This window comes from Roseateles amylovorans, assembly GCF_025398155.2.
Taxonomy (GTDB): domain Bacteria; phylum Pseudomonadota; class Gammaproteobacteria; order Burkholderiales; family Burkholderiaceae_C; genus Roseateles; species Roseateles amylovorans.
The window spans coordinates 1706096-1728649 of record NZ_CP104562.2; the positions used below are offsets into that span (position 1 = coordinate 1706096).

General features: G+C 65.3%; 26 protein-coding genes, 1 tRNA gene and 2 pseudogenes. 22 read left to right on the plus strand and 7 right to left on the minus strand.

Annotated elements, in window-relative coordinates; all coding sequences use genetic code 11:
* Positions 1–115: 115 nt before the first annotated feature.
* The 3 genes from N4261_RS07370 to N4261_RS07380 form a co-directional block, all read right to left on the minus strand.
* The gene (locus N4261_RS07370) at positions 116–499 is read right to left on the minus strand and encodes a VOC family protein (RefSeq protein ID WP_261759540.1); all 384 of its coding nucleotides are present in this window, start codon (positions 497–499) and stop codon (positions 116–118) included.
* Positions 500–602: 103 nt separating this feature from the next.
* The gene (gene dtd / locus N4261_RS07375) at positions 603–1040 is read right to left on the minus strand and encodes a D-aminoacyl-tRNA deacylase (protein ID WP_261759541.1); all 438 of its coding nucleotides are present in this window, start codon (positions 1038–1040) and stop codon (positions 603–605) included.
* Positions 1037–2050 (minus strand): cation diffusion facilitator family transporter, encoded by a 1014-nt coding sequence (locus N4261_RS07380; RefSeq protein ID WP_261759542.1) that lies wholly within the window; start codon positions 2048–2050, stop codon positions 1037–1039. Before N4261_RS07380 ends, dtd begins: the two co-directional genes overlap by 4 nt.
* A 128-nt stretch (positions 2051–2178) precedes the next feature.
* Here N4261_RS07380 and argB point away from each other — a divergent pair, with 128 nt between their 5' ends.
* From argB to tatC, 14 genes and pseudogenes are all read left to right on the plus strand, one after another.
* Positions 2179–3093, plus strand: coding sequence for an acetylglutamate kinase (argB, locus tag N4261_RS07385; RefSeq protein WP_261759543.1), 915 nt, complete (start codon positions 2179–2181; stop codon positions 3091–3093).
* A gap of 165 nt (positions 3094–3258) precedes the next feature.
* Positions 3259–3984 carry a pyrimidine 5'-nucleotidase gene (locus N4261_RS07390; RefSeq protein WP_261759544.1) on the plus strand — a complete coding sequence of 242 codons (726 nt, stop codon included), beginning with the start codon at positions 3259–3261 and terminating at the stop codon, positions 3982–3984.
* A gap of 346 nt (positions 3985–4330) precedes the next feature.
* A complete protein-coding gene (locus N4261_RS07395; RefSeq protein WP_261759545.1) occupies positions 4331–5020 on the plus strand; it encodes a response regulator in 690 nt (229 codons plus the stop codon).
* A 166-nt stretch (positions 5021–5186) separates the two neighbouring features.
* Complete coding sequence (gene slmA / locus N4261_RS07400) at positions 5187–5825, plus strand: nucleoid occlusion factor SlmA (RefSeq protein ID WP_261759546.1); 639 nt, start codon at positions 5187–5189, stop codon at positions 5823–5825.
* 406 nt (positions 5826–6231) lie between these two features.
* A complete protein-coding gene (locus N4261_RS07405; RefSeq protein ID WP_261759547.1) occupies positions 6232–7239 on the plus strand; it encodes an ATP-binding protein in 1008 nt (335 codons plus the stop codon).
* Positions 7232–7708 carry an NUDIX domain-containing protein gene (locus N4261_RS07410; protein WP_261759548.1) on the plus strand — a complete coding sequence of 159 codons (477 nt, stop codon included), beginning with the start codon at positions 7232–7234 and terminating at the stop codon, positions 7706–7708. Before N4261_RS07405 ends, N4261_RS07410 begins: the two co-directional genes overlap by 8 nt.
* 16 nt (positions 7709–7724) lie before the next feature.
* Entirely contained in the window at positions 7725–8117 is a 393-nt protein-coding gene (hisI, locus tag N4261_RS07415) for a phosphoribosyl-AMP cyclohydrolase (RefSeq protein ID WP_261759549.1), read from the plus strand.
* 22 nt (positions 8118–8139) lie between these two features.
* Positions 8140–8526, plus strand: coding sequence for a phosphoribosyl-ATP diphosphatase (locus N4261_RS07420; RefSeq protein WP_435532055.1), 387 nt, complete (start codon positions 8140–8142; stop codon positions 8524–8526).
* Between the two features lie 93 nt (positions 8527–8619).
* Positions 8620–8982, plus strand: a complete 363-nt coding sequence (locus N4261_RS07425) for a DUF4870 family protein (protein WP_261759551.1) — start codon at positions 8620–8622, stop codon at positions 8980–8982.
* Between the two features lie 67 nt (positions 8983–9049).
* On the plus strand, positions 9050–9397 hold the full coding sequence (locus N4261_RS07430) for a histidine triad nucleotide-binding protein (protein ID WP_261759552.1): 348 nt from the start codon (positions 9050–9052) through the stop codon (positions 9395–9397).
* Positions 9398–9556: 159 nt separating this feature from the next.
* Positions 9557–9784 carry a Sec-independent protein translocase subunit TatA gene (gene tatA / locus N4261_RS07435; protein WP_261759553.1) on the plus strand — a complete coding sequence of 76 codons (228 nt, stop codon included), beginning with the start codon at positions 9557–9559 and terminating at the stop codon, positions 9782–9784.
* Positions 9785–9795: 11 nt separating this feature from the next.
* A pseudogene (gene tatB / locus N4261_RS26220) lies at positions 9796–9997 on the plus strand (Sec-independent protein translocase protein TatB); the annotation flags it as partial.
* Between the two features lie 140 nt (positions 9998–10137).
* Positions 10138–10284 (plus strand): annotated as a pseudogene (tatB, locus tag N4261_RS26225) (Sec-independent protein translocase protein TatB); the annotation flags it as partial.
* Entirely contained in the window at positions 10281–11078 is a 798-nt protein-coding gene (gene tatC / locus N4261_RS07445) for a twin-arginine translocase subunit TatC (RefSeq protein ID WP_261759555.1), read from the plus strand. The pseudogene tatB (N4261_RS26225) and the gene tatC, both read left to right, overlap by 4 nt.
* Before the next feature lie 239 nt (positions 11079–11317).
* Here the strand turns inward: tatC and N4261_RS07450 are convergent, their stop codons facing one another.
* Positions 11318–12487, minus strand: a complete 1170-nt coding sequence (locus N4261_RS07450) for a trypsin-like peptidase domain-containing protein (protein WP_261759556.1) — start codon at positions 12485–12487, stop codon at positions 11318–11320.
* On the opposite strand from N4261_RS07450, the gene N4261_RS07455 reads away from it, so the two are divergent.
* The gene (locus N4261_RS07455) at positions 12486–13238 is read left to right on the plus strand and encodes a Nif3-like dinuclear metal center hexameric protein (protein ID WP_261759557.1); all 753 of its coding nucleotides are present in this window, start codon (positions 12486–12488) and stop codon (positions 13236–13238) included. The two genes, N4261_RS07450 and N4261_RS07455, sit on opposite strands and share 2 nt — an antisense overlap.
* Positions 13235–14287 carry a 4-hydroxythreonine-4-phosphate dehydrogenase PdxA gene (gene pdxA / locus N4261_RS07460; protein WP_261759558.1) on the plus strand — a complete coding sequence of 351 codons (1053 nt, stop codon included), beginning with the start codon at positions 13235–13237 and terminating at the stop codon, positions 14285–14287. The genes N4261_RS07455 and pdxA overlap by 4 nt, the downstream gene beginning before the upstream one ends.
* 178 nt (positions 14288–14465) lie before the next feature.
* On the opposite strand, the gene N4261_RS07465 is transcribed toward pdxA, so the two are convergent.
* Positions 14466–16928, minus strand: coding sequence for a DUF1631 domain-containing protein (locus N4261_RS07465; protein WP_261759559.1), 2463 nt, complete (start codon positions 16926–16928; stop codon positions 14466–14468).
* 120 nt (positions 16929–17048) lie between these two features.
* On the minus strand, positions 17049–17492 hold the full coding sequence (mscL, locus tag N4261_RS07470) for a large conductance mechanosensitive channel protein MscL (protein ID WP_261759560.1): 444 nt from the start codon (positions 17490–17492) through the stop codon (positions 17049–17051).
* Positions 17493–17688: 196 nt separating this feature from the next.
* On the opposite strand from mscL, the gene petA reads away from it, so the two are divergent.
* From petA to N4261_RS07500, 6 genes are all read left to right on the plus strand, one after another.
* The gene (gene petA / locus N4261_RS07475) at positions 17689–18288 is read left to right on the plus strand and encodes a ubiquinol-cytochrome c reductase iron-sulfur subunit (RefSeq protein WP_261759561.1); all 600 of its coding nucleotides are present in this window, start codon (positions 17689–17691) and stop codon (positions 18286–18288) included.
* A 20-nt stretch (positions 18289–18308) separates the two neighbouring features.
* Positions 18309–19709 (plus strand): cytochrome b, encoded by a 1401-nt coding sequence (locus N4261_RS07480; RefSeq protein ID WP_261759562.1) that lies wholly within the window; start codon positions 18309–18311, stop codon positions 19707–19709.
* 26 nt (positions 19710–19735) lie between these two features.
* The gene (locus tag N4261_RS07485; protein ID WP_261759563.1) at positions 19736–20518 is read left to right on the plus strand and encodes a cytochrome c1; all 783 of its coding nucleotides are present in this window, start codon (positions 19736–19738) and stop codon (positions 20516–20518) included.
* Between the two features lie 149 nt (positions 20519–20667).
* A complete protein-coding gene (locus N4261_RS07490) occupies positions 20668–21285 on the plus strand; it encodes a glutathione S-transferase N-terminal domain-containing protein (RefSeq protein WP_261760643.1) in 618 nt (205 codons plus the stop codon).
* A gap of 13 nt (positions 21286–21298) precedes the next feature.
* Positions 21299–21838: a ClpXP protease specificity-enhancing factor gene (locus N4261_RS07495; RefSeq protein ID WP_261759564.1), complete on the plus strand. Its 540-nt coding sequence runs from the start codon at positions 21299–21301 to the stop codon at positions 21836–21838.
* Between the two features lie 86 nt (positions 21839–21924).
* Positions 21925–22000 (plus strand) — tRNA-Thr (locus N4261_RS07500).
* Between the two features lie 98 nt (positions 22001–22098).
* Here the strand turns inward: N4261_RS07500 and N4261_RS07505 are convergent.
* Positions 22099–22434 carry a DciA family protein gene (locus N4261_RS07505; protein WP_261759565.1) on the minus strand — a complete coding sequence of 112 codons (336 nt, stop codon included), beginning with the start codon at positions 22432–22434 and terminating at the stop codon, positions 22099–22101.
* Between the last annotated feature and the right edge of the window lie 120 nt (positions 22435–22554).

Genomic DNA, 22554 nt, shown 5'->3' on the forward strand with positions numbered 1-22554 from the left:
CTCCGAGCTCTGTTGGACCCGACTAGATCCGACTAGATCCGACTGGACCCGACTGGATCTGACTGTGCCCGACAGGACCCGACGGTCGGTCGATCCTTGGTGGCTGCTCTTCCGGTCAGGCGGGCGCCTTGCAGGTCACCGACAGCTTGTTGCCATCGAGATCCCGGAAGTACGCGACATACACATTGGGGCCGTAGATCTCGCGCGGGCCGGGCTGGCCCTCGTCGCGCCCGCCGTGGGCCAGCGCCGCAGCGTGAACCGCGTCCACCTGTGCGCGGGTGGAGGCGGCCAGCCCCAGCATCACGCCGTTGCCCACGCTGGCATCCAGGCCGTTGTACGGCTGCACGATCCAGAGTTGCACCTCACCACCCGACGGGCCGTAACCCACCATCTCGTCATCGGCATAACCCGGAGTCAAACCCAACGGGGCCAGGACGCGGTCATAGAAGGCCTTGGCCTTGACCCGGTCGTTGCTGCCCAGCGTGACGTAGCTGATCATGAGGAGTTCCTTGTGGGTCCCGCGATGCGGGATGGCTGTAATTGAAGGGTTCGAGCGATGGAGAGAGACGGCGATGCCGAGCTTTCGAAGACGTGGAGGCTATTCACATCCGGATCGGGATGGTGACCGGTCCGTCGTTGATCAGGCTGACCTGCATGTCGGCGCCGAACTCGCCGGTCTGCACCTCGGGATGGTGCGCCCGCGCGCACCGCACCGCGTGGTCGTAGAGCCGCTGGCCTTGATCGGCCGGTGCGGCGCCGGTGAAGCTGGGGCGGTTGCCGCTGCGGGTGTCCGCGGCCAGGGTGAACTGGGAGACGATCAGCAGACCGCCGTTGATGTCCTGCACGCTGCGGTTCATCTTGCCGGCGTCGTCGCTGAAGATCCGCAGCTTGAGCACCTTCTGGATGAGCTTGTCGGCCGTGCCTTCGTCGTCCTGTGGTTCCGCGCACAGCAGCAGGAGCAGACCCGGGCCGATGCGGCCGGTGCAGCGATCGCCGACATCGACCCGGGCTTCCTTCACGCGTTGGAGCAGGGCGATCATGGGGCGGAGGATGAATTCGGTTGGGAGGTCTGCATGGCTGGCGCCTGTGCGCGGGATTCGTCGGGATCCGACTGGCGATTCACTTCGCGTTTTCGTTCGACTTCCCGTTCGACTTCGCGCTCCATTTCACGCTCCACCTCTTCAAAGCGCGTCTCGACATTGATCGGCAGCAGCTGAATGCTGGCGCGCAAGCCGGGCAGGGTGCGCATGAGCGCGCGTTCCACATCGCCGCGCAGCGCGGCGGCCTGGCCCAGTGTCCATCGCGCCGGCAGATGCAGATGCAGATCGACATACCGGCGCTGGCCGGCGACGCGGGTCGCGACATGGTCGAACCGCAGCTCCGGGCCGCTGAAGCCGGCCAGCACGCCGGCAATCGACTGCTGTTCTTCGGACGACAGCGCCTGGTCCATCAGCCCGCCGGTGGACCGGCTCATCAGGTGCACCGCCTCCCGCAGGATGTTGACCGCCACCAGCAGCGCCAGCAGCGGATCCAGCCAGGTCCAGCCGGTCAACATCACACCGACCAGGCCGGCGACCACGCCCACCGAGGTCCAGACATCGGTGAACAGGTGTCGCGCATCCGCCTCCAGCGCGATGGAGCGATGGGCGCGTGACGCCTTGAGCATCGACCAGGCCAGTGCACCGTTGATCACGGTGCTGATCAGGGACAGCGCCATGCCCAGCCCGAGCTGTTCCAGCGGCTGCGGCGTGCGGAAGTGGTCGATTGCGGTCCAGCCGATGCCCAGGGCGGCGATCAGGATGAGGGCGCCTTCGAAGGCGCTGGAGAAATATTCCGCCTTGTGATGGCCGTAGGGATGGTCCTCGTCCGGCGGCCGACGGGCGATGGTGACCATGGCCAGACCGAACAGCGCGCCGGCCAGGTTGACCAGCGATTCCAGCGCGTCCGACAGCAGGCCGACCGAGCCGGTCCACCACCAGGCGGCCGTCTTCAAGGCGATCGTCACCAGGGCGACGACCACCGAGAGCTTCAGGTAGTGCTGTACTTGCATGGCGGTGATTTTGCCGGTCCTACAATCGCTTCGCGCCAAAGTTTGCGGCTCCGGTGGATCGGATGCCGCCTGGCGCATTCCACCCCATCCGTCATCCCCTTGGCCTCCCGCCGACCACGGACAGCACCATGAAGCAAGACCTCCCCGTTCACGATGCCGATCTCGGCCACATCTCCCCGCGCGACAAGGCCGAGCTGCTGTCCCAGGCGCTGCCCTACATCAGGAAGTACCACGGCAAGACCATCGTCATCAAGTACGGTGGCAATGCGATGACCGACCCCGCGCTGCAGCAGGACTTCGCCGAAGACGTGGTGCTGCTCAAGCTGGTGGGCCTGAACCCGGTGGTGGTGCACGGTGGAGGGCCGCAGATCGAGGACGCGCTCAACAAGCTCGGCAAGAAGGGCCACTTCATCCAGGGCATGCGGGTGACCGATGAAGAGACCATGAGCGTGGTCGAATGGGTGCTGGCCGGTGAGGTGCAGCAAGACATCGTGGGTCTGATCAATGTCGCCGGCGGCAAGGCGGTCGGCCTGACCGGTCGCGACGGCGGCATGATCCGCGCCAAGAAGCTCAAGCTGATCGACAAGGACGATCCGACCAAGGAGCATGACGTCGGCTCGGTGGGCGACATCGTCGCCATCGACCCGAGCGTGGTGAAGGCCCTGCAGGACGACCAGTTCATTCCGGTCATCAGCCCCATCGGTTTCGGCGAAAGCAACGAGAGCTACAACATCAATGCCGACGTCGTCGCCGGCAAGCTGGCCGAAGTGCTCAAAGCCGAGAAGCTGGTGCTGTTGACCAACACCCCGGGCGTGCTGGACAAGCAGGGCAACCTGCTGACCGACCTCTCCGCCCGCGAGATCGATGAGCTGTTTGCCGACGGCACCTTGTCCGGCGGCATGCTGCCCAAGATCGCTTCGGCGCTGGACGCCGCCCGCAGCGGGGTCAAGGCGGTGCACATCATCGATGGCCGCGTGCCGCATGCGATGCTGCTGGAGATCCTCTCCGAGAAGGCCTACGGCACGATGATCCGGTCGCACTGAACGCGCGCCTGGTCAGACCGATCAGACCGATCAGACCGGCCTACGCGGTCTGCGGGGTCTGCGCGGTCCGGCCGGTCTTGCGGCTCTGGCACCGAGCGGGTCGCGTTTCGGCTGTCGCCCCAGGACGCCCGGCCCCCACCACCCACCTCCACCACCCGATCTCCCTTGGCCCGACTGCCGCCCCGTACCCGTCGTGAGCGTCGTCACCGTCGTGAAGCGCCGGCTGCAGGCGTGCGCCGACGGGGTGATGGCGTCTGGCTGTTCGACCTCGACGACACCCTGCACCATGCCAGCGGCAGTGTGTTCGCCGACATCGGCGCGTCGATGAACGACTACATGGTGACCCACCTCGGCCTGGATGCGGTGTCCGCCAAGTTGCTCCGGCATCGGTATTGGCGCCGGTATGGCGCCACGCTGCTGGGGCTGGTGCGGCATCATGGGGTATCGGCGTCCCACTTCCTGGCGCAGACCCATGCGCTGCCGCAGCTGGAGGCGTCGCTGCGCGCCGCGCGGCCGGACCTGGAATGGCTCAAGCGCCTGCGGGGCCGCAAGGTGCTGCTCACCAATGCGCCGGAACATTATGCGAAACGGGTGCTGAAGGCCTTGGGCATCGGTGTGCATTTCGAGCGCGTGCTCGCGGTGGAGCACATGCGCATGTTCGGCCAGTACCGACCCAAGCCCGACATCCGGATGTTTCGCCATCTGTGTGCACAGCTTCGCATCGCGCCGTCGCGCTGCACCCTGGTGGAGGACAGTCCACAGAACCTGAAGGCCGCGCGCGGATTGGGCATGCGGACCATCTGGATGCGGGGGTGGATGCCGGTGTCGGTGCAACGGCGTCCGCAGTTTGTGGATCAACGAGTCAGTCGATTGCGACATCTGAAGACTTGATTGCAACGGTGTGTCACCTCCTTTCGGCGGTGAGCGGGCGACTGTCTCGGCATTGACCGGACAGCGATTGGCGGCGGTGAGGTTTTTCGACCGTCGGCCAGCAATGGACCATCAGTGAGAGATCTCCGATGGCCACGGTGATTGGCCGCGCGTGCGACCGTTCTGCGGTGACTTGACGCGGGCCGGACGCCTGTTCAGCGGAGTTGGCGGGCCTGCCGTTTGCCCTGTTTGTCCCTTGGGGTTTGCACTGACTGTCTTTGGTCACCCCACTGCAAGCTGGGGATTGCGGGTCGCTTGTGCGGCCCCACAGAATGTGCTCGACGGCTCCGAAGCCGTGAGGGAATGCATGTCACTGTTCAGCGTCTTGATCGTCGAAGATCAGCTTCGGTTCCGCGAAGCATTTGCCCATGCGCTTGAAAAAGCGCCTGACATCCGCTTGGTCGGTATGGCCACGGACCTGCCACAGGGTCGGAAGATGTTCGACCAGACGCGGCCGGATGTGCTGCTGGTCGACCTCGACCTGCCCGGCGGCAGCGGCATCGAGCTGATTCGCCATGCCGCGCATGTGGCGCCGGAATGCGAGGTCATGGTGATCTCGGTGTTCGGCGACGAGCAGCATGTGCTGTCCAGCATCGAGGCGGGTGCCACCGGCTACCTGCTGAAGGATTCGCTGGCGCTGGATCTGCCGGGACAGTTGCGCTCGCTGCGCGCGGGCGGCAGTCCGATCAGCCCTGTCATCGCGCGCCGTCTGCTGATGCGCCTGGCGCCGCAGGGCAGCGGCCATGCGCCGCGTGGCTTCGGGGACTCCGCGCCGATGCCGCTGGTGGATGAGCAGGTGGTCGCCCTGTCCGAACAGGAATCACGGGTGCTGCATCTGGCTGCCAAGGGCTTCACCTTCGATGAGATCGCGCAGTTCATGAATGTGTCGCCGCACACCATCATGACTTATGTGAAGCGCACCTATCGCAAGCTGCAGGTGCGCTCCAAGGTTGAGGCGATCTACGAGGCTCGGCGCCTGGGCTGGCTGCGCGACTGAGGGCTGTGCGGGCCCTGCAAGGCGCCTGGCCAAGCGCTCCGCAGCGAGCCGAATCGAACCGGGTGCAGGACCATCCGATGAGGCGGATGGGTGACGCTGTCCGACAGCCTTGTCGAGGGTGTCACCTGGGTGTGACAGAATCGCGCGCACATCCCCGGCCCCCTCTATGCACACCAGCCCTCCTGACGCCACGGAACCCGCACCGACCAAGCCCGCCGAACTGCCGCGCAAGCGACTGAAGCCGGGCGAACGACGGGTGCAGATCCTGCAGACCTTGGCCAGCATGCTGGAGCAGCCCGGCGCGGAGCGGGTGACCACCGCCGCGCTCGCCGCCCGGCTGGAGGTCAGCGAGGCGGCCCTGTACCGCCATTTCGCCAGCAAGGCGCAGATGTTCGAAGGGCTGATCGAGTTCATCGAGACCAGCATCTTCTCCCTGCTCAACCAGATCGCCGAGCGCGAGCCGTCGGGCCTGGCGCAGGCCCAGCGCATCGTCGCGGTGCTGCTGCAGTTTGGCGAGCGCAACCCGGGCATGGCGCGGGTCATGGTCGGCGATGCGCTGGTCTATGAGAACGAGCGCCTGGTGGCGCGGATGAATCAGTTCTTCGACAAGGTCGAGTCGTCGCTGCGCCAGGGTTTGCGCACGGCGGCCGAGGCGTCTGGTTCAAGCACGCCGACGGTTGAAGCCCAGGCGCAGGCCTCGGTGCTGGTGAGCTTCATCATCGGTCGACTGCAGCGCTACGCGCGCTCGGGCTTCAAGCGGTTGCCGACGGAGCAGCTCGAAGCCGCGATGCGGATGTTGGCCTGACTGGCTCCCCCCCTACCGCCTTCGGCGGCCCCCTCAGGGGGCGAGCCCGAGCGCCCGGCAGAGCCGGATCGCTGGGCTCCGCTTGATAGGTCGGTGGCGCTGGGGCGCACCTCTCGTGGGGCGGGCGCCTACCCCTACCGTCGTCGGTCGCCCCTCTCAAGGGGGCGAGCCCGAGCGCCCGGCAGAGCCGGATCGCTAGGCTCCGCTTGATAGGTCGGTGGCGCTGGGGCGCACCTCTGGTGGGGCGGGCCTACCCCTACCGTCTTTGGTTGCCCCTTCAAGGGGGCGAGTCCGAGCGCCCAGAGCCGGTCGCTGGGCTCCGCTTGATCAGTCGGTGGGCTGGCGCTCGACTTTCGTGTGATTGGGCGCCCTGACTGAGGAGGTCGGCTGCTTCTACACTTCGCGGATGTCCGAAGCCCTTGATGCCTTGCTGCGGCGCGCTGATGCGCTGCTCAATCGCCTGGAGGCCGTGTTGCCCCAGCCGCTGGTCGCGCCCGATTGGAGTGCCGCCGTCGCCTTTCGCTATCGCAAACGCGGCGCCAGCGCCCGGCTGGAGCCGGTGCGACATCTGTCGTCGATCCGGCTGGCCGATCTGAAAGAGGTGGAGCCGCAGAAGGAGCGTCTGCTGCAGAACACCCGCCAGTTCGTGCACGGCCAACCCGCCAACAACGTGCTGCTGACCGGCGCCCGCGGCACCGGCAAAAGCTCGCTGATCAAGGCCTGTCTCAATGAGTTCGCCAGCCAGGGTCTGCGCCTGATCGAGGTCGATAAATCCGATCTGGTCGACCTGCCCGATCTCGCCGACCTGGTCGCCGACCGCCCCGAACGCTTCGTGATCTTCTGCGACGACCTCAGCTTCGACGAGGGCGAAGCCGGCTACAAGGCACTCAAATCCATGCTGGACGGCTCCGTCGCCGCCGCCACCGACAACCTGCTGATCTACGCCACCAGCAACCGCCGCCATCTGTTGCCCGAACAGATGAAGGACAACCTCGCCTACACCCATAGCGAACGCGACGGCAATGTCGAGGTCCATCCCGGTGAAGCGGTGGAAGAAAAGATCTCGTTGTCCGAACGCTTCGGCCTGTGGATCAGCTTCTACAGCTTCAGCCAGCAGGAATACCTGGCCATCGTCGCCCAGTGGCTCACCCATTTCGGACTGACCTCCACCCAGATCGATGCCGCCCGGCAGCCCGCGTTGGTCTGGGCGCTGGAACGCGGCTCACGTTCAGGCCGAGTGGCCTATCAGTTCGCTCGCGATCTGGCCGGACGTGGTGCCGGCGCCGGTCCCCAGGACGCCGCCGCCTCGACGTCACCGTCCGCGACATTGGCGGGGGCATCGACCGCAACAACGCCACAGCCCCCATCGACTTCTTCCGACGACAACGCCCCGGAGGGCCTGGACCATGTCTGAGACCGCGAACGCCCACAGCCCGGTGGGCAATACGGATCGGGTCCCGGTGGAGGTGGCCGTCGGCGTGCTGGTGCGACGCGACGCGCACGGGCGTGACACCGAGTTCCTGTTGACCTCCCGCCCAGAAGGGAAGGTCTATGCCGGTTATTGGGAGTTTCCCGGCGGCAAACTCGAGTCCGGCGAGACGGTGGAGCAGGCGCTGCGTCGAGAGTTGCAGGAAGAGCTGGGCATCACCATTGGTGCCGCGCATCCCTGGAAGATCGAACTGATGGAGTACCCGCATGCGAAGGTGCGTCTGCACTTCTGCAAGGTGTACGACTGGCAGGGCGAGTTCGAGATGCGCGAGCAGCAGGCCATGAGCTGGCAGCAGTTGCCGGTGCAGGTGCAGCCGGTGCTGCCGGGGACCATTCCGGTGCTGCAGTGGTTCGCGGTGGAGCGGGCCCATGTCGGGGCCACCCATGTGGGCTGAGGGCTACACTGCCGCCATGCAATGGTTGGATCAGATCAAGTGGGACCGCGATGGGCTGGTGCCCGTCATCGCCCAGGAACTCGGCTCCGGCGACATCCTCATGTTCGCCTGGATGAACCGCGACGCACTCGCCCGCACCGCCGAGCGCGGCGAGGCGGTGTACTGGAGCCGTTCGCGCCAGAAGCTCTGGCACAAGGGCGAGGAATCCGGCCACATCCAGCAGGTGCATGAGATCCGCATGGACTGCGACAACGATGTGCTGCTGCTCACCATCACCCAGCACGGCCACGAGCCCGGCATTGCCTGCCACACCGGCCGGCACAGCTGCTTCTTCCAGGCGCTGCGGGATGGTCAGTGGTCCGCCGTCGAGCCGGTGATCAAGGATCCGGCCACCATCTACAAGGCATGAGCGCCCGTCCATGAGCAACACCATGAACGCCCCGCTGACCGGCAACGACATCCTGGCCCAACTGGGTGAGGTCGTCGCCCAGCGCCGCGACCAGGGCGACCCCGACAAGAGCTATGTGGCCAAGCTGTTCGCCAAGGGCCTGGACCAGATCCTGAAGAAGGTCGGCGAGGAAGCCACCGAGGTGGTCATCGCCGCCAAGGATGGCGACCCCCAGAAGCTGGTCTATGAGGTGGCCGACCTGTGGTTTCATTCGATCGTCGCCCTGGCGGCGCTGGATGTCCGCCCCGAACAGGTGCTGGCGGAGCTGGCCCGGCGCGAGGGATTGTCCGGCCTCGAGGAGTTCGCCGCACGGTCCGCGCCGGCGAGTCGTCCCGATCAGGGGATCGAGGGCGTGCCGTCCACCAGGTGACGGGTGTGGCGCCGGTGCATCGTGCCGGCGTCAGCCTGTGGATTGCCACCATCACCATCACCATCACCATCAAAACGCAGGGAGAAGCCCGACATGAATGACGATCTCACCGTGACCGCCAGCCCCATGCCCGCGGAGCAGCTCGCCAGCCTGAAGCAGCTGACGCTGATCACCTACATCCTGTATGCCCTGAGCTTCTTCACCGGGTTCACCGGCATCGTGGCGGTGATCATCAACTACATCAAGCGTGAAGACACGGCCGGGACGATCTACGCCAGCCACTTCACCTGGCAGATCCGCACCTTCTGGTGGAGCCTGCTGTGGTTCGTCCTGGGTGGCTTGCTGGTCATCGTGGGCGTCGGTTTCGTGATCCTGATCGTCGACTCGATCTGGGTGATCTACCGTCTGGTGAAGGGCATCCTCAACTGGAACGACAACAAGCCGATGCCGGTCTGATCCGGCAGCCGCTCATCTCCCGCTGCTTGCCGTCCGTCGCCGGCCTTGCGCCTCAACAGGTTTGACCATGAGCCACGATCCGAATTGCCTCTTCTGCAAGATCATCCAGGGCCAGATCCCGTCCAAAAAGGTCTATGAGGACGACGAGGTCCTGGCCTTCCACGACATCCACCCCTGGGCCCCGGTTCATTTCCTGCTGATTCCCAAGCTGCACATCGCCAGCATGGCCGACCTGCAGCCCGAACATGCGGCGGTGCTAGGCAAGATGTCTATCCTGGTGCCCCGACTGATGAAGGAACTGGGCGTGACAAACGGCTTTCGCACGGTCATCAACACCGGTTCGGATGGCGGCCAGGAGGTGTTCCATCTGCACATGCATGCGATGGGCGGCCCGCGCCCCTGGTTGAAAGGCTGAGCCTTGACCCCATATGCCGGCCACCGGGCGAGGTTCCCGGGACGGTTTTCTGCCTCCTTGGAGGCATAAGGCGCTCATGCGGGCAGGGGATGAGGGTGATTCATCCCATGCTTGTCATGCGGGCCCACTAGAATTTCGGCATCGACTCTGGAGATTGTCATGGGAAGTTTGAGCATCTGGCACTGGCTGATCGTGCTGGTGGTGGTGATCGCCGTGTTCGGCACCAAGAAGCTGCGCAACGTGGGTTCCGACCTCGGCGCGGCGGTCAAGGGTTTCAAGGACGGCGTCAAGGACGGTGGTTCGACCGACACCCCTCAACAGGTGTCCAACAGCAACAAGGCCGCAGACCCGAACACGGTCGACGTTGACGCCAAGACCCGTAGCTGAGCGCGTCGCGCATGCTCGATTTCGGCTTCGACAAGCTGGCACTGATCGGCGCGGTCGCGCTGGTCGTGCTCGGCCCTGAGCGCCTGCCGCGCGTGGCCCGCACCGTGGGTCACCTGTTGGGCAAGGCGCAGCGTTATGTGGCCGATGTGAAGGCGGAAGTGAACCGGTCCATCGAACTGGAAGAACTCCAGAAGATGAAGGGCCAGTTCGAGACCGCCGTCAACGACGTGCACAACAGCGTCCGGGAAGGCGTGGATTCCGCCAACCAGACCCTGCACTCCACCTGGTCCGACCTGTCGGTGGAGGGCTCGTCCTCGTCGTCCGACGCCTACGGCGACCTGACCGCACCGACACCCACCTACGCCCATCCCGGCAAGAACTGGCGCCTCAAGCGCGGCGCCACCCCGCTCTGGTACAAGCAGCGGCAGGGCGTGCGTCGACATGCCCAATCCGGCGCCGCCCGTGTGGCGCGCTTCCGTCCCCCACGCCGAGCTTCATGAGCAGCCCCCAAGACGACGAACTGGCCGGTACCGAACAGCCCTTTGTGTCCCACCTGATGGAGTTGCGCGACCGGTTGATCCGGGCGCTGCTGGCCGTCGGCGTGGCGTTCGGTCTGCTGTGCTTCTATCCCGGTCCCGGCGGTTTGTTCGACCTGCTGGCGGTGCCGTTGGTGTCGCACCTGCCGCAGGGCTCGTCGATGATCGCGACCAATGTGCTGTCGCCCTTCCTCGTGCCGCTGAAGATCACGCTGCTGGCGGCCTTCCTGCTGGCGCTGCCAGTGGTGCTCTATCAGGTCTGGGCCTTCGTGGCGCCGGGCCTGTATTCCCACGAGAAGCGTCTGGTGATGCCGCTGGTGGTGTCCAGCACCTTGCTGTTCTTTGCAGGGGTGGCGTTCTGCTACTTCTTCGTCTTCGGCAAGGTGTTCACCTTCATCCAGAGCTTCGCGCCGAAGAGCATCACCGCCGCGCCGGACATCGAGGCCTATCTCGGCTTCGTGATGAACATGTTCATTGCCTTCGGTGCGGCCTTCGAGGTGCCGGTGGTGGTGGTGGTGCTCGCCCGCATGGGCCTGGTGACGGTGCCGCAGCTCAAGCAGTTCCGCGGCTACTTCATCGTGCTGGCCTTCGTGATTGCCGCCGTGATCACACCGCCGGACGTCGTCTCCCAGCTCGCGCTGGCGGTGCCGATGTGCCTGCTTTACGAGGTGGGGATCTGGGCTGCAGGGGCGTTCGCGCGATATTCGCGGCCGCCGGATGCGGACCCCGCAGAAGAAAGCAGCAAGAGCTCGACCTGATCGCCTTCGGCCTCATCGGCCTCATCGGCCAAATCGGCTCGCTGGTGTCGGCTCTGACTGATGGATCTGACTGATGGAGCTGGCGGGCCCGATGCATCTCACAGGTCTGATGGATTGGATCGATCTGACCGCCCCGAGTTGGCCCGGCGTGCAGGAAGCGCGCCTCCCCGTGAGTCTGACCATGCCCGGAACGGAGCGGTGCAGCGATCGACGTGTCGCCGCACCGTTCGCCGGCCCGCTTATTCCGGCGCGCCGTCTTCCGTCTGAGGCCTGCGCAGTCCCACCTGCAGCGGCAGCTTGAGCGTCTGTCCGCCCCGTTGCACCTGAACCACGGTCTGGCTCTCCGGCTTCAGGCCGGCCACCACATTGATCAGCTCGCGCGGGTTGCGCACCTGCCGGCCCTCGACTTCGGTCACCACATCGCCCGCTTCCAGTCCGGCCTTGGCGGCGGGGCTGCCCTTGAAGACCTCCTTCACCAATACGCCGTGGTCGACGCTCAGCTTCAGCGTCTCGACGACCTCTGCATTGATGTCGCCGGTGATGACGCCGATCCAGCCGCGCGAGACCTTGCCGTCCTTGATCAGGGCTTCGAGCACCTGATAGGCTGAATCGACCGGAATCGCGAAGCCGATGCCCAGGCTGCCGCCGCCGGTGCGCGAGTAGATGGCGGTGTTGATGCCGACCAGCCGACCCTGCGCATCCACCAGCGCGCCGCCCGAGTTGCCGGGATTGATGGCGGCATCGGTCTGGATGAAGTTCTCGAAAGTGCTCAGGCCGAGCTGGGTGCGACCCAGCGCGCTGACGATGCCGGAGGTCACCGTCTGGCCGACATTGAACGGATTGCCGATGGCCAGGACCACGTCGCCCACCTGCAGGTCTTCGGCCCGTCCGGGATGGATGACCGGCAGCGGCGGTGCGACGGTGATCCGCAGCACCGCCAAGTCGGTTTCCGGATCGGTGCCGACCAGCTTGGCCTCGGTCTCTCGACCGTCCGGCAACTGCACCCGGATTTCCGAGGCGCCGTTGACCACATGGTTGTTGGTCAGCACGTAACCTTCCGGCGAGACGATCACGCCGGACCCCAGCCCCATCTGCTGCCGTTGCGGCACGCGGCGACCGAAGTGAAACCGCAGCCAGGGGTCGGCATCGATTTCACGCTGGGTCAGGGCCGGCTTGTTGGCCATCACGGCCACGACCGCCGGTGAGGCCGCCTGTGCGGCGGCTGCATAGCTGAACTGCACAGCGGCGCGTGGCGGCGCACCCGCAGCGGCGGGCAGGGTGGCCAGCACGGCCGGCCCCTGATGCAGCCACTGTGGCTTGAGTGTGGACACCACAAAATACGCAGCCAGCGCCACCGTGGTGGCCTGGGAGAAAATCAGCCAGGTTTGACGCAATTGGGACCCTGTCATGGCACATCGCACGGAGCTGGAGCGGCTGTTGGCCGCCACGCTGGAGCCCTCGCGCTTCAAGGATTATGGGCCGAACGGTCTGCAGGTCGAGGGTCGCGACATGATCCGGCACCTGGTCTGTGGGGTCACTGCGAGTCTCGCGCTGATCGACGCGGCGATCGAGGTCGGCGCCGATGCCATCCTCGTCCACCACGGCTTGTTCTGGCGTGGCCAGGACGGGCGCGTGGTGGGATGGATGAAGCAGCGCCTGGCGCGGCTGCTGCAGCATGAGATCAATCTGTTCGCGTATCACCTGCCGCTCGATGCGCACGACGAGCTGGGCAACAACGCCCAACTCGCCCGGCATCTGGGCTGGGCCGCCGACGGCCGTTTCGGCGAACAGAACCTGGGGTCGATCGGCGATCTGCCGCCGCAATTGGATGAACTCGGGGCCTTGAGCCGACATCTGGCCGCTCGTCTGGACCGGGCAACGGTGCAGGCGCCGGGTGACGGTCGCCCGCTGCGGCGGGTGGCCTGGTGCACTGGCGGCGCGCAAGGTTATTTCGAAGCGGCGATCGCCGCAGGCGCCGATGTGTTCATCACCGGCGAAATCTCTGAACCGCAGGCCCACTACGCGGCGGAGACGGGCGTCGCCTTCATTGCCGCCGGCCATCACGCGACCGAACGCTACGGCGTGCAGGCGGTCGGCCGCCAGGTCGCCGAGCAACTGGGACTGCAGTGGCAGTTCATCGACATCCCCAATCCCGCATGAGCACCGATACGTCCGCCATCACCAGACCGCTGCTGATCACCATGGGCGATGCCTGTGGCATCGGACCGGAAGTGGCCGTGGCCGCCTGGGCGCGCGACCGCGGGACCGACCTGCGTCTGGTCGGCGATGTGGCCGTCCTGCGCCGTGCCATGGGCTTCATGCATGTGTCGATGCCGGTCGCAGTTCTGACCGAGCCCGATGAGGTGGCGCCGCCCGATTGCCTGCCGATCTGGCAGCCGAGCGATCTGCCTGCGGATCTGGTCGACCAGCCGTTGGGCCAGGTCAGCGCCGAGGCCGGTGCGGCGGCGGCGCGATGCATCGTCGAAGCGGTCCGGCTGCAGCAGGCTGGACGCTCCCGGGCTGTAGTGACGGCCCCGATCCACAAGGAGGCGCTTCACGCCGCCGGCGTGGACCACCCCGGTCACACCGAGCTGCTGCAGGCACTGTGCGCCGATGTGCAGGGGCAGTTGCCTCCGGTGCGCATGATGCTGGCCAATGACGAGCTGCGGGTGGTGCTGGTGACGATCCATGTGGCCTTGCGACAGGCGGTCGATCAGATCACGGCCGGGCGGGTGCTGCAGACCTTGCGCATCACCGACGCCGCACTGCGTCGGTTCGGGATCGCGGCGCCGCGCATCGGCGTGGCGGGGCTGAATCCGCATGCGGGTGAGGGCGGTCTGTTCGGCGACGAGGAAATCCAGCACATCGCGCCGGCCATCGAGCAGGCGCGATCACTGGGTATTGATGCGCGCGGCCCGTTCGCGCCAGACACCGTCTTCATGCGGGCCCGGCATGCGCCGCCGCGCCATCCCGGCGAGTTCGATGCGGTGGTGGCGATGACCCATGACCAGGGGCTGATCCCGGTGAAATACCTGGGTGTGGAGGAGGGCGTCAATGTGACGCTGGGCCTGCCGTTGGTGCGCACCAGTCCCGACCATGGGACGGCTTTCGACATTGCCGGCACCGGCCGGGCGGACCCGTCCAGCATGCTGGCGGCCATCCGCATGGCGCGGCAACTGTCCGCGGTGGATGAAGGGCGCGGGGGCTAACGGGCGCTGGATGAAGGCGCTGGACGAGGGCGGTGACGTAGCGCAACGGGCCGCTGGCGGCAGACGCCCCGCAGGCGACCGGGGTGAGGGCACTGGCTTCAGGTTTTTTCCCCTTCAAGCCCTCACGCCTACAGCCCTACAGCCCTACAGCCCTACAGCCTGTCAGCCTGTCAGCCGTTCATGCCTTCACCGACGGCGCCTTGGCGCTCAGCGCGGCCAATTGCTTGCGAGCCCGCGCAGTGGCGCGCTCCAGCAGGTAGGCGCTTTCGAATGCGCGCAGGCGTCCGCTTTCGCAGAGCCGGCGCAGCATGCGGGAGGTCATGGTCAGCGTCTCGTGATGCCGATCCCCATGAGTGAAGATGAAGAAGCTGCGGCTGGCGCTGATATGGGCCAGGCGCACCTTGGTCCACTCGTCCTCCCGGCGCATCTGATAGGCGAAGCCCAGTTGCAGATGATCCAGCAGCAGGCCGCCTGCGGCGGGCTCGGGCGCTTCTTCGGCGGAGGGCAGGCCGTCGATGCTGATGTCGACCGCCATCAGCGGGCGTTGATCCTCGCCGCTGAGGTCGATGTCGATCTGGCCGTCCCAGTCGACATGTTCGTCCTCGACGACGCCGAGGCGGCGGGCCTCCTCGTCGGTCAGGCGCTCGCTCAGGTCCAGGTCCAGCGGGGCGCCGGCGGGCAGGTCCTGCTCCCGCGGCGGTGCGATGCCGAAGACGGACTCCAGCTGCTTGGCCAGCAGGTTGTATTCCAGCGGGCTGAGCGCCTGGCCCTTCAGTGAATCGGCGTGCGCGGGCAGCAGCTCGGCGAAGAATTTCTTGCGTTCGGACTCGGGCCAGCGGACCAGGTCCAGGCCTTCGTTGAGCGTGCGCATCAACACCGGCAGTGAGGCCAGGAAGGCCTGGCGCTGTTGCGGCGTGGTCTTGGGCTGCACCGACAGCACGATGTCCCGACCCATGTTGCGCAGCCGGTCCACCAGTCCGGCATCCAGGTTGGGATGCCGCGACGCGTGAACCAGCACCTCGCTCCAGGTCTGGGTGAGGAAATTGCGCAGGAAATCGCGCATGTCCACATTGGCCATCGCCTGCTGCAGCTGCTGCATGTAGCGCTGCTGCAGTCGGATCTCGGTTTCCTTGCGCTCCAGCAGCGCGGCGGCATCCCCTTGGGACTTCAGCGAATGGGCCGTTTGCTCCGCGATGAAGGTCTCAAGCTGGTTGAGCTTGGCGTCATACAGATCCATGCGGTCGAAGTCGCCGCTGACGATGTCCTGGATCAGTTCGCGCACCAGCGCGAGGAAGCTCTTGCCGGGGTCTTCGCTGTAGTCCTCGTACGCCACCGCCAGCGAGGCGATGCGGTTGACCAGTCGCCGCACCGGATGCCGGCGCGACGAGAAGAAGGTGCGATCACCCAGCGCCGCGCGCAGCACCGGCAGTTGAAGTCGCGCGATTTGCTGCGACATCAGCGGCGGCAGCTTGGGGTCCGCCAGGATCTGATCGAACAGACCCGCCACCACGTCGATCACCATGTGATCCAGCGAGCCGGTGGCCGCCTGGCGCAGTTCGTCGCGATGCAGGTGGATCAGGTTGGGTGGCAGCACGATCGGGCCGTCGCCCAGGACGGCGCCGTCGCCATCCCAACCCTGCCACTGGCTCGGCGTGCCCAGCGGCATGCCGCCGGAGTTCGGTCCGCCCAATCCGCCCGCGGATCCGCTCACGCCGGCCATCGGGCTCATCGCCAGCCGGCGCATCAGGTCCATCAACTGGGGGTCGACCGCACCGGCCGGATAGCCGCCAAAGGCCCCATGGCCGCTGTGGCCACCCACGCCGCCGCCGCCGCTGCCTCCACCCGGCATGCCTCCGCCCAGACCATGCAAGCCGCCGGGTCGGGTCAGATAACCCTGGCCGCTGTGCAGGGCGCCGGGTTGGGTGGCGTAGCGGCTGTCGTGCAGCGGCGCATGGCTGCTGTGACCGCCGGCGCCCATGCCGCCACGCAAGGACTGGCCCCGCGTGTTTTCGGTGCCGCGCACCTTGAGGTCCTGCGGACGCAATCCACGGCTGCGGAACAGACCGGCGATGTCCGAATAGCAGGCGCGCATTTCCTGCGCCAGCGAACGGGTGAGTTCATCGACCAGGACTTGCCGGGTGTCCTGGTCATCGGTGACGGCATTCACGCCGTCCAGCAGCGCCTGGGCGATGTTCTGGGGGCGCAGCGGGTGGCGGTCTTCCTTGCCGATGCCGGGAATGCCGCCCATGTAGGTGTCGACCTCGCGCAGCTCCCATTCGCTCTGATGGCCGATCGCCAGGCCGATGCGGTCGGCCGCGACCAGCGCGTTGACCTGCGCATCGTCCATCAGCGAGAGCTCGTCCCACTGGGTGTGTTTGGGCGATGAGGAGGAGGAGGACGACGAGGAGTCAGCGCCGCTTTCCAGAGCCTGTTGGCGCATCGACTGGTCGAAGCGCTGCGAAAACAGCGCTTGCTGCTTTCGGAAGATGAATTGCGCAGACAGCAGCGCATCCCGCCGCTTGGCCTGTCCTGAGGACAGGGCGGCGAGACCGAGACCTTCGGCGCCACGCTCGGCGGCTTGTTCCACCGCCGTGCGCACGCGATGGAGGGCCGCGTCGAGGTGGGGATTGAGACGGTTCATCGATGCATCAGGCACGCATTGTGGCGACCACACCACAGCGTGCAGTATCGTCCAAGCTCACGCCCTGCCCGGGCGTAACCCGCCCGGACTATGCGCAAAAGCAGACGTTTGAAGGAAGCTTTACGCTTTGTCACGAGTCAGTGCGTCGCGAATCTCGCGAAGCAGCTGCACATCTTCCGGTGGCGCGGCCGGCGCGGCGGGCGGCGGCGGGTTGTCGCGCTTGAGGCGGTTGATCTGCTTGATCATCACGAAGATGATGAACGCGAGGATGATGAAGTTCAGCAGCACCGTCAGGAAGCTGCCGTACGCGAACAGCGGCACACCGGCCTTGGTCAGCGCTTCATAGGTCATCGGGCCGTTGTAGTTGGCCGGCGGGCTGCCCAACATGACGAAGTAGTTGCTGAAGTCCAGGCCACCGACCACCCGGCCGACCAGCGGCATGATCAGATCCTTGACGACCGAATCCACGATCTTTCCGAAGGCACCGCCGATGATCACGCCGACGGCGAGATCCATGACATTGCCCTTGACCGCGAACTCGCGGAATTCGCTCATGAAGCCCATTCCTCTGCTCCTTCTCCGCTTGGCGGTGGATGGCGGCGCTGTCGCCGCGAGCCAAGCATCCTAACGGCCTTCTCGCTACGATAAATGTCAACTTGGTGCGTGAATGCACATTGGTAGAGCGCCTAGGGGTGATGGCAGTTTTTCACACCTAGAATCTTCGGTTGCCCCTGATCAGAAGTTCCCTGTAAGGACCCTCATGAGTGACCAACAAGTGGACCAAGGCAAACGCAACTGGTTGATTGCCACCAGCTGCGTGGGAGCTGCCGGCGGTGTCGCCACCGCCGTGCCGTTCGTGAGCACGTTCCAGCCGTCCGAGCGCGCCAAGGCTGCCGGTGCGGCCGTGGAGGTGGATGTCGGCGGCTTGGCGCCTGGCCAGAAGCTCACCGTCGAATGGCGCGGCAAGCCCGTGTGGATCGTGCGCCGCACCAAAGAACAGCTCGACGAGCTCAAGGGCAACGACGCCAGCCTGGCCGATCCGAATTCCGATCGCAAGGCTTTCCCGATGCCGGACTACGCCAAGAACGAGTGGCGCTCGATCAAGCCGGAATACCTGGTGGTGGTGGGCATCTGCTCGCACCTGGGCTGCTCGCCCAGCGACAAGTTCCAGGCCGGCCCGCAGCCCTCGCTGCCGGACAACTGGCATGGCGGCTTCCTGTGCCCCTGCCACGGCTCCACATTCGACATGGCGGGGCGTGTCTTCAAGAACAAACCGGCGCCGGACAACCTCGAGGTTCCGCCGCACATGTACCTGTCCGACACCAAGCTGGTGATCGGTGAAGACAACAAGAAGGCCTAACCCCGAGCGAGGCAGACGACATGGCTGAATTCAAGGAAGCACCCGTCGGCGCCCCCTTGGGCGTCAAGGTCCTGACATGGGTGGACAACCGGTTTCCGGCGTCCAAGCTGTTCAAGGAACACATGTCGGAGTATTACGCTCCGAAAAACTTCAACTGGTGGTACATCTTCGGCTCGCTGGCGCTGCTGGTGCTGGTCATCCAGATCGTCACCGGCATCTTCCTGGTGATGCACTACAAGCCCGACGCCGCGCAGGCGTTCGCGTCGGTCGAGTACATCATGCGGGATGTGCCCTGGGGCTGGCTGGTGCGCTACATGCACTCGACAGGCGCCTCCGCGTTCTTCGTCGTGGTGTACCTGCACATGTTCCGCGGGTTGATCTATGGCTCCTACCGCAAGCCGCGGGAACTGGTCTGGGTCTTCGGCTGCGGCATCTTCCTGTGCCTGATGGCCGAGGCCTTCATGGGTTACCTGCTCCCGTGGGGCCAGATGTCCTACTGGGGTGCGCAGGTGATCGTGAACCTGTTTGCTGCCGTTCCCTTCGTGGGCGAGGACCTGGCGCTGATGATCCGCGGTGACTATGTCGTCGGCGACGCGACGCTGAACCGCTTCTTCAGCTTCCATGTGATCGCGGTGCCGCTGGTGTTGCTGGGGCTGGTGGTGGCGCACATCATTGCGCTGCATGAGGTGGGTTCGAACAATCCGGACGGGGTCGAGATCAAGGCCCACAAGGATGCGCAGGGTCGTCCGCTGGATGGCGTGCCGTTCCATCCCTACTACACGGTGCACGACATCTTCGCAGTCAGCCTGTTCCTGCTGGTGTTCACTTCGATCATCTTCTTCGCACCGGAACTGGGCGGTTACTTCCTGGAGTACAACAACTTCATCCCCGCGGATCCGTTGAAGACGCCGCTGCACATTGCGCCGGTCTGGTACTTCACGCCGTTCTACTCGATGCTCCGCGCCACCACCGACGTGATGGTGACGGTGCTGTGCGTGGTGGTGGCGCTGGGCGCGGGGCTGAGCGTGCTGCGCGGCGGCCTGTCTTCCCGCGGCAAGCTGATCACCCTGGTGGCTGCGGTGGTCGGCATCGCACTCCTGAAGGCCTTCGATGCGAAGTTCTGGGGCGTGGTCGTGATGGGTGGTGCCGTCATCATCCTGTTCTTCCTGCCCTGGCTGGATCACAGCCCGGTCAAGTCGATCCGCTACCGGCCCGAGTGGCACAAATACCTGTATGCGGTGTTCGTGGTGGTCTTCCTGGCGCTGGGCTACCTCGGCATCAAGCCGCCTTCGGATGCAGGCACCCTGGTGTCTCAGGTGGGCACGCTCTTCTACTTCGGCTTCTTCCTGCTGATGCCTTGGTGGAGCCGGCTGGGCAGTTTCAAGCCGGTGCCGGACCGCGTCACCTTCCATCCGCACTGAACCGCGAACGTCACGGAGTCGACCGAATGAAGAAACTCATCGCTACGCTGCTGACGTCGCTCTCGCTGTGCGGCGGGCTGATGCCGATGGCTCAGGCTGCCGAAGGCGGGATCGAGTGGGACCGTTTCCCCACGCAGAAGATGAACGATGTGGCCGCGCTGCAGCATGGCGCCAAGCTGTTCGTCAACTACTGCCTGAACTGCCACTCGGCCAGTTCCATGCGGTACAACCGGCTGAGGGACCTGAACCTCACCGACGACCAGATCAAGGGCAACCTGCTGTTCGCTGGAGAGAAGGTGGGCGAGACCATGAAGGTCTCCCTGGACCCGAAACAGGCCAAGGACTGGTTCGGCGCCACCCCGCCCGACCTGAGCGTGATCGCCCGTTCCAGGGCCGATGGCGCCAAGGGAAGTGGGGCGGATTACCTCTACACGTACCTGAGAAAATACTACCGGGACGAAACCAAGGCCACGGGATGGAATAATCTCGCCTTCCCCAGCGTGGCAATGCCGCATGTGCTGTGGGAACTCCAGGGCATCCGCACCGCCACGTTCGAGGATCGACCAGACCCGCATGACTCCGCCAAAGTCGTGCATGTCTTCAAGGGATTCGAGCAGGTGACGCCCGGGACGATGACGCCTCAGGAATACGACGAGTCGGTTGCCGATCTGGTGGCCTATCTCCAGTGGATGGGCGAGCCGGCCCAGGGTCAACGATTCCGCCTCGGCGTCATCGTGGTGCTGTTCCTGTTGGTGTTTTCCGTATTCGCGTGGCGCTTGAACGCTTCCTACTGGAAGGACGTCAAGTAAACCGATGACCCGACTTCGGTCGGGTCCTCCGCGCAGTGGGGGCTGAAAAGCCCCCACTGCGTTTGCCATTTCTTTGGTCTTGAATGGGCCGGTTCGCCGGCCTTCAGAAAACGATGAAGCCGCAAGGCTTCGATCAGGAGTCCGCCGCCATGATGGTGCTTTATTCCGGAACCACTTGCCCTTATTCGCACCGCTGCCGTTTCGTGTTGTTCGAGAAGGGCATGGACTTCGAGATCCGGGACGTCGACCTGTTCGCAAAGCCCGAAGACATCGCGTTGATGAACCCGTACAACGAGGTGCCCATCCTGGTGGAACGCGACCTCATCCTGTATGAATCGCACATCATCAATGAGTACATCGACGAGCGCTTCCCGCATCCGCAGCTGATGCCCGGCGACCCGGTGGCCCGCGCCCGCGTGCGTCTGTTCCTGTTCAACTTCGAAAAGGAACTGTTCGCCCACGTCAACGTGCTGGAAAACCGCGGTCAGGCCGTCAAGCCGACGGAAAAGCAACTGGAGAAGGCCCGTTCGCAGATCCGCGACCGCCTCACCCAGCTCGCGCCGATCTTCCTGAAGAACAAGTACATGCTCGGCGACGACTTCTCGATGCTGGACGTGGCCATCGCCCCGCTGCTGTGGCGCCTGGACTACTACGACATCGACATGTCGAAGAACGCGCTGCCGCTGCTGAAGTACGCTGAACGCATCTTCTCGCGTCCTGCTTACATCGAAGCGCTGACGCCGTCCGAGAAGGTGATGCGCAAGTAATACACTCGCGCCCATGGATGACAGCAAGGACGGCGGCACCGCCGCCAGCTCGACGCGGCCCTATCTGGTCCGCGCCCTGCACGAGTGGTGCACCGACAACGGTTTCACGCCCTACATCGCGGTTCACGTCGACCGTTCGGTGCAGGTGCCCCTGGAGTACGTGAGCAACAACGAGATCGTGCTCAACGTCGGTTTTGAAGCGACCAGCAACCTGGACCTCGGCAACGAGACCATCCAGTTCAAGGCTCGTTTCGGCGGCGTGGCGCGCGAAATCATTGTGCCGATCGATCACGTGGTCGCGATCTATGCGCGCGAGAACGGGCAGGGCATGGCCTTCCCGCCGCCGTCTCCGGACGAAGCCGCCCCGCATCAACGTCCCGCCGCCGTGCCCGGCGCAGCCCCTCGGGGATTGCGTCTGGCGTCCGGTTCGGACAGTGAGGCGCCGGCAGCCAAGCCGGAGGAGCCCGCCACCCCGGTGGTGTCGGGCGACGGCGATGACGATCCGGGCGGCGCGCCGTCCGGTGGGCGTCCCGCGCTCAAACGCATCAAATGAAGGTGTGCGGCTCGTGCGTTGAGCCGCATTTCTGCGACTAGAATGCGACCCGCGCCGCAGGATCTGCGGCTCACCAGTTTCAGCGTGCCGGCTTAGCTCAGTTGGTAGAGCAACCGCCTTGTAAGCGGTAGGTCATCAGTTCGAATCCGATAGCCGGCACCACGCATTCTGCGATGTGAATCAAAAAACGGGATCCAGCCTGGTGCTGGATCCCGTTTTTCTTTTCAGCCGCGTCTTCCGTTTCCGTGCGGTCGTCCGGTTCAGGACTGTCGCACTCGGATGCGCAATTCCCCGTCCAGCAACAAGCCTTCCTCCTGCAGCAGTCGCAACAGTTGTGGCTGCAGGTGTCGCAGTTTGGTGGCGACGGCGGCGTTGTCGGCGACCAGGGTCCATCCGGCATCGTCCAGGGTCCCAGCCTGCACGAAACGTTTCATCGCGCCAGGCAGGGCCACACTGATCACCGCCAGGTGACGCTGCGAGGCCGCCAGCCGTTGCCCCAGTACCGTCAGCGCGCCGTGGCGCGACATCGCCCGCCCGAAATCCATGGGATCGGGTGCCGATGGCCTGGGTCTGCGCGGCAGGTAACGGGTCGTCATCTCGGCAGTGTAGTGGCCGCGGCGGCGCCAGGGGCGGGTGCTAAACTCCGCCGGTTTTTCTACGCGTTGGTTTGTCCTTGCTTGCAATCCGGTGTTTGCACCCCAAGCTGGATGGATCGC

Coding starts and splice junctions, on each gene's coding strand:
- N4261_RS07370 (WP_261759540.1), bottom strand. CDS start 499: ATGATCAGCTACGTCACGCTGGGCAGCAACGACCGGGTCAAGGCCAAG.
- dtd (WP_261759541.1), bottom strand. CDS start 1,040: ATGATCGCCCTGCTCCAACGCGTGAAGGAAGCCCGGGTCGATGTCGGC.
- N4261_RS07380 (WP_261759542.1), bottom strand. CDS start 2,050: ATGCAAGTACAGCACTACCTGAAGCTCTCGGTGGTCGTCGCCCTGGTG.
- argB (WP_261759543.1), top strand. CDS start 2,179: ATGAAGCAAGACCTCCCCGTTCACGATGCCGATCTCGGCCACATCTCC.
- N4261_RS07395 (WP_261759545.1), top strand. CDS start 4,331: ATGTCACTGTTCAGCGTCTTGATCGTCGAAGATCAGCTTCGGTTCCGC.
- slmA (WP_261759546.1), top strand. CDS start 5,187: ATGCACACCAGCCCTCCTGACGCCACGGAACCCGCACCGACCAAGCCC.
- N4261_RS07405 (WP_261759547.1), top strand. CDS start 6,232: ATGTCCGAAGCCCTTGATGCCTTGCTGCGGCGCGCTGATGCGCTGCTC.
- N4261_RS07410 (WP_261759548.1), top strand. CDS start 7,232: ATGTCTGAGACCGCGAACGCCCACAGCCCGGTGGGCAATACGGATCGG.
- hisI (WP_261759549.1), top strand. CDS start 7,725: ATGCAATGGTTGGATCAGATCAAGTGGGACCGCGATGGGCTGGTGCCC.
- N4261_RS07420 (WP_435532055.1), top strand. CDS start 8,140: ATGAACGCCCCGCTGACCGGCAACGACATCCTGGCCCAACTGGGTGAG.
- N4261_RS07425 (WP_261759551.1), top strand. CDS start 8,620: ATGAATGACGATCTCACCGTGACCGCCAGCCCCATGCCCGCGGAGCAG.
- N4261_RS07430 (WP_261759552.1), top strand. CDS start 9,050: ATGAGCCACGATCCGAATTGCCTCTTCTGCAAGATCATCCAGGGCCAG.
- tatA (WP_261759553.1), top strand. CDS start 9,557: ATGGGAAGTTTGAGCATCTGGCACTGGCTGATCGTGCTGGTGGTGGTG.
- tatC (WP_261759555.1), top strand. CDS start 10,281: ATGAGCAGCCCCCAAGACGACGAACTGGCCGGTACCGAACAGCCCTTT.
- N4261_RS07455 (WP_261759557.1), top strand. CDS start 12,486: ATGGCACATCGCACGGAGCTGGAGCGGCTGTTGGCCGCCACGCTGGAG.
- N4261_RS07450 (WP_261759556.1), bottom strand. CDS start 12,487: ATGACAGGGTCCCAATTGCGTCAAACCTGGCTGATTTTCTCCCAGGCC.
- pdxA (WP_261759558.1), top strand. CDS start 13,235: ATGAGCACCGATACGTCCGCCATCACCAGACCGCTGCTGATCACCATG.
- N4261_RS07465 (WP_261759559.1), bottom strand. CDS start 16,928: ATGAACCGTCTCAATCCCCACCTCGACGCGGCCCTCCATCGCGTGCGC.
- mscL (WP_261759560.1), bottom strand. CDS start 17,492: ATGGGCTTCATGAGCGAATTCCGCGAGTTCGCGGTCAAGGGCAATGTC.
- petA (WP_261759561.1), top strand. CDS start 17,689: ATGAGTGACCAACAAGTGGACCAAGGCAAACGCAACTGGTTGATTGCC.
- N4261_RS07480 (WP_261759562.1), top strand. CDS start 18,309: ATGGCTGAATTCAAGGAAGCACCCGTCGGCGCCCCCTTGGGCGTCAAG.
- N4261_RS07485 (WP_261759563.1), top strand. CDS start 19,736: ATGAAGAAACTCATCGCTACGCTGCTGACGTCGCTCTCGCTGTGCGGC.
- N4261_RS07490 (WP_261760643.1), top strand. CDS start 20,668: ATGATGGTGCTTTATTCCGGAACCACTTGCCCTTATTCGCACCGCTGC.
- N4261_RS07495 (WP_261759564.1), top strand. CDS start 21,299: ATGGATGACAGCAAGGACGGCGGCACCGCCGCCAGCTCGACGCGGCCC.
- N4261_RS07505 (WP_261759565.1), bottom strand. CDS start 22,434: ATGACGACCCGTTACCTGCCGCGCAGACCCAGGCCATCGGCACCCGAT.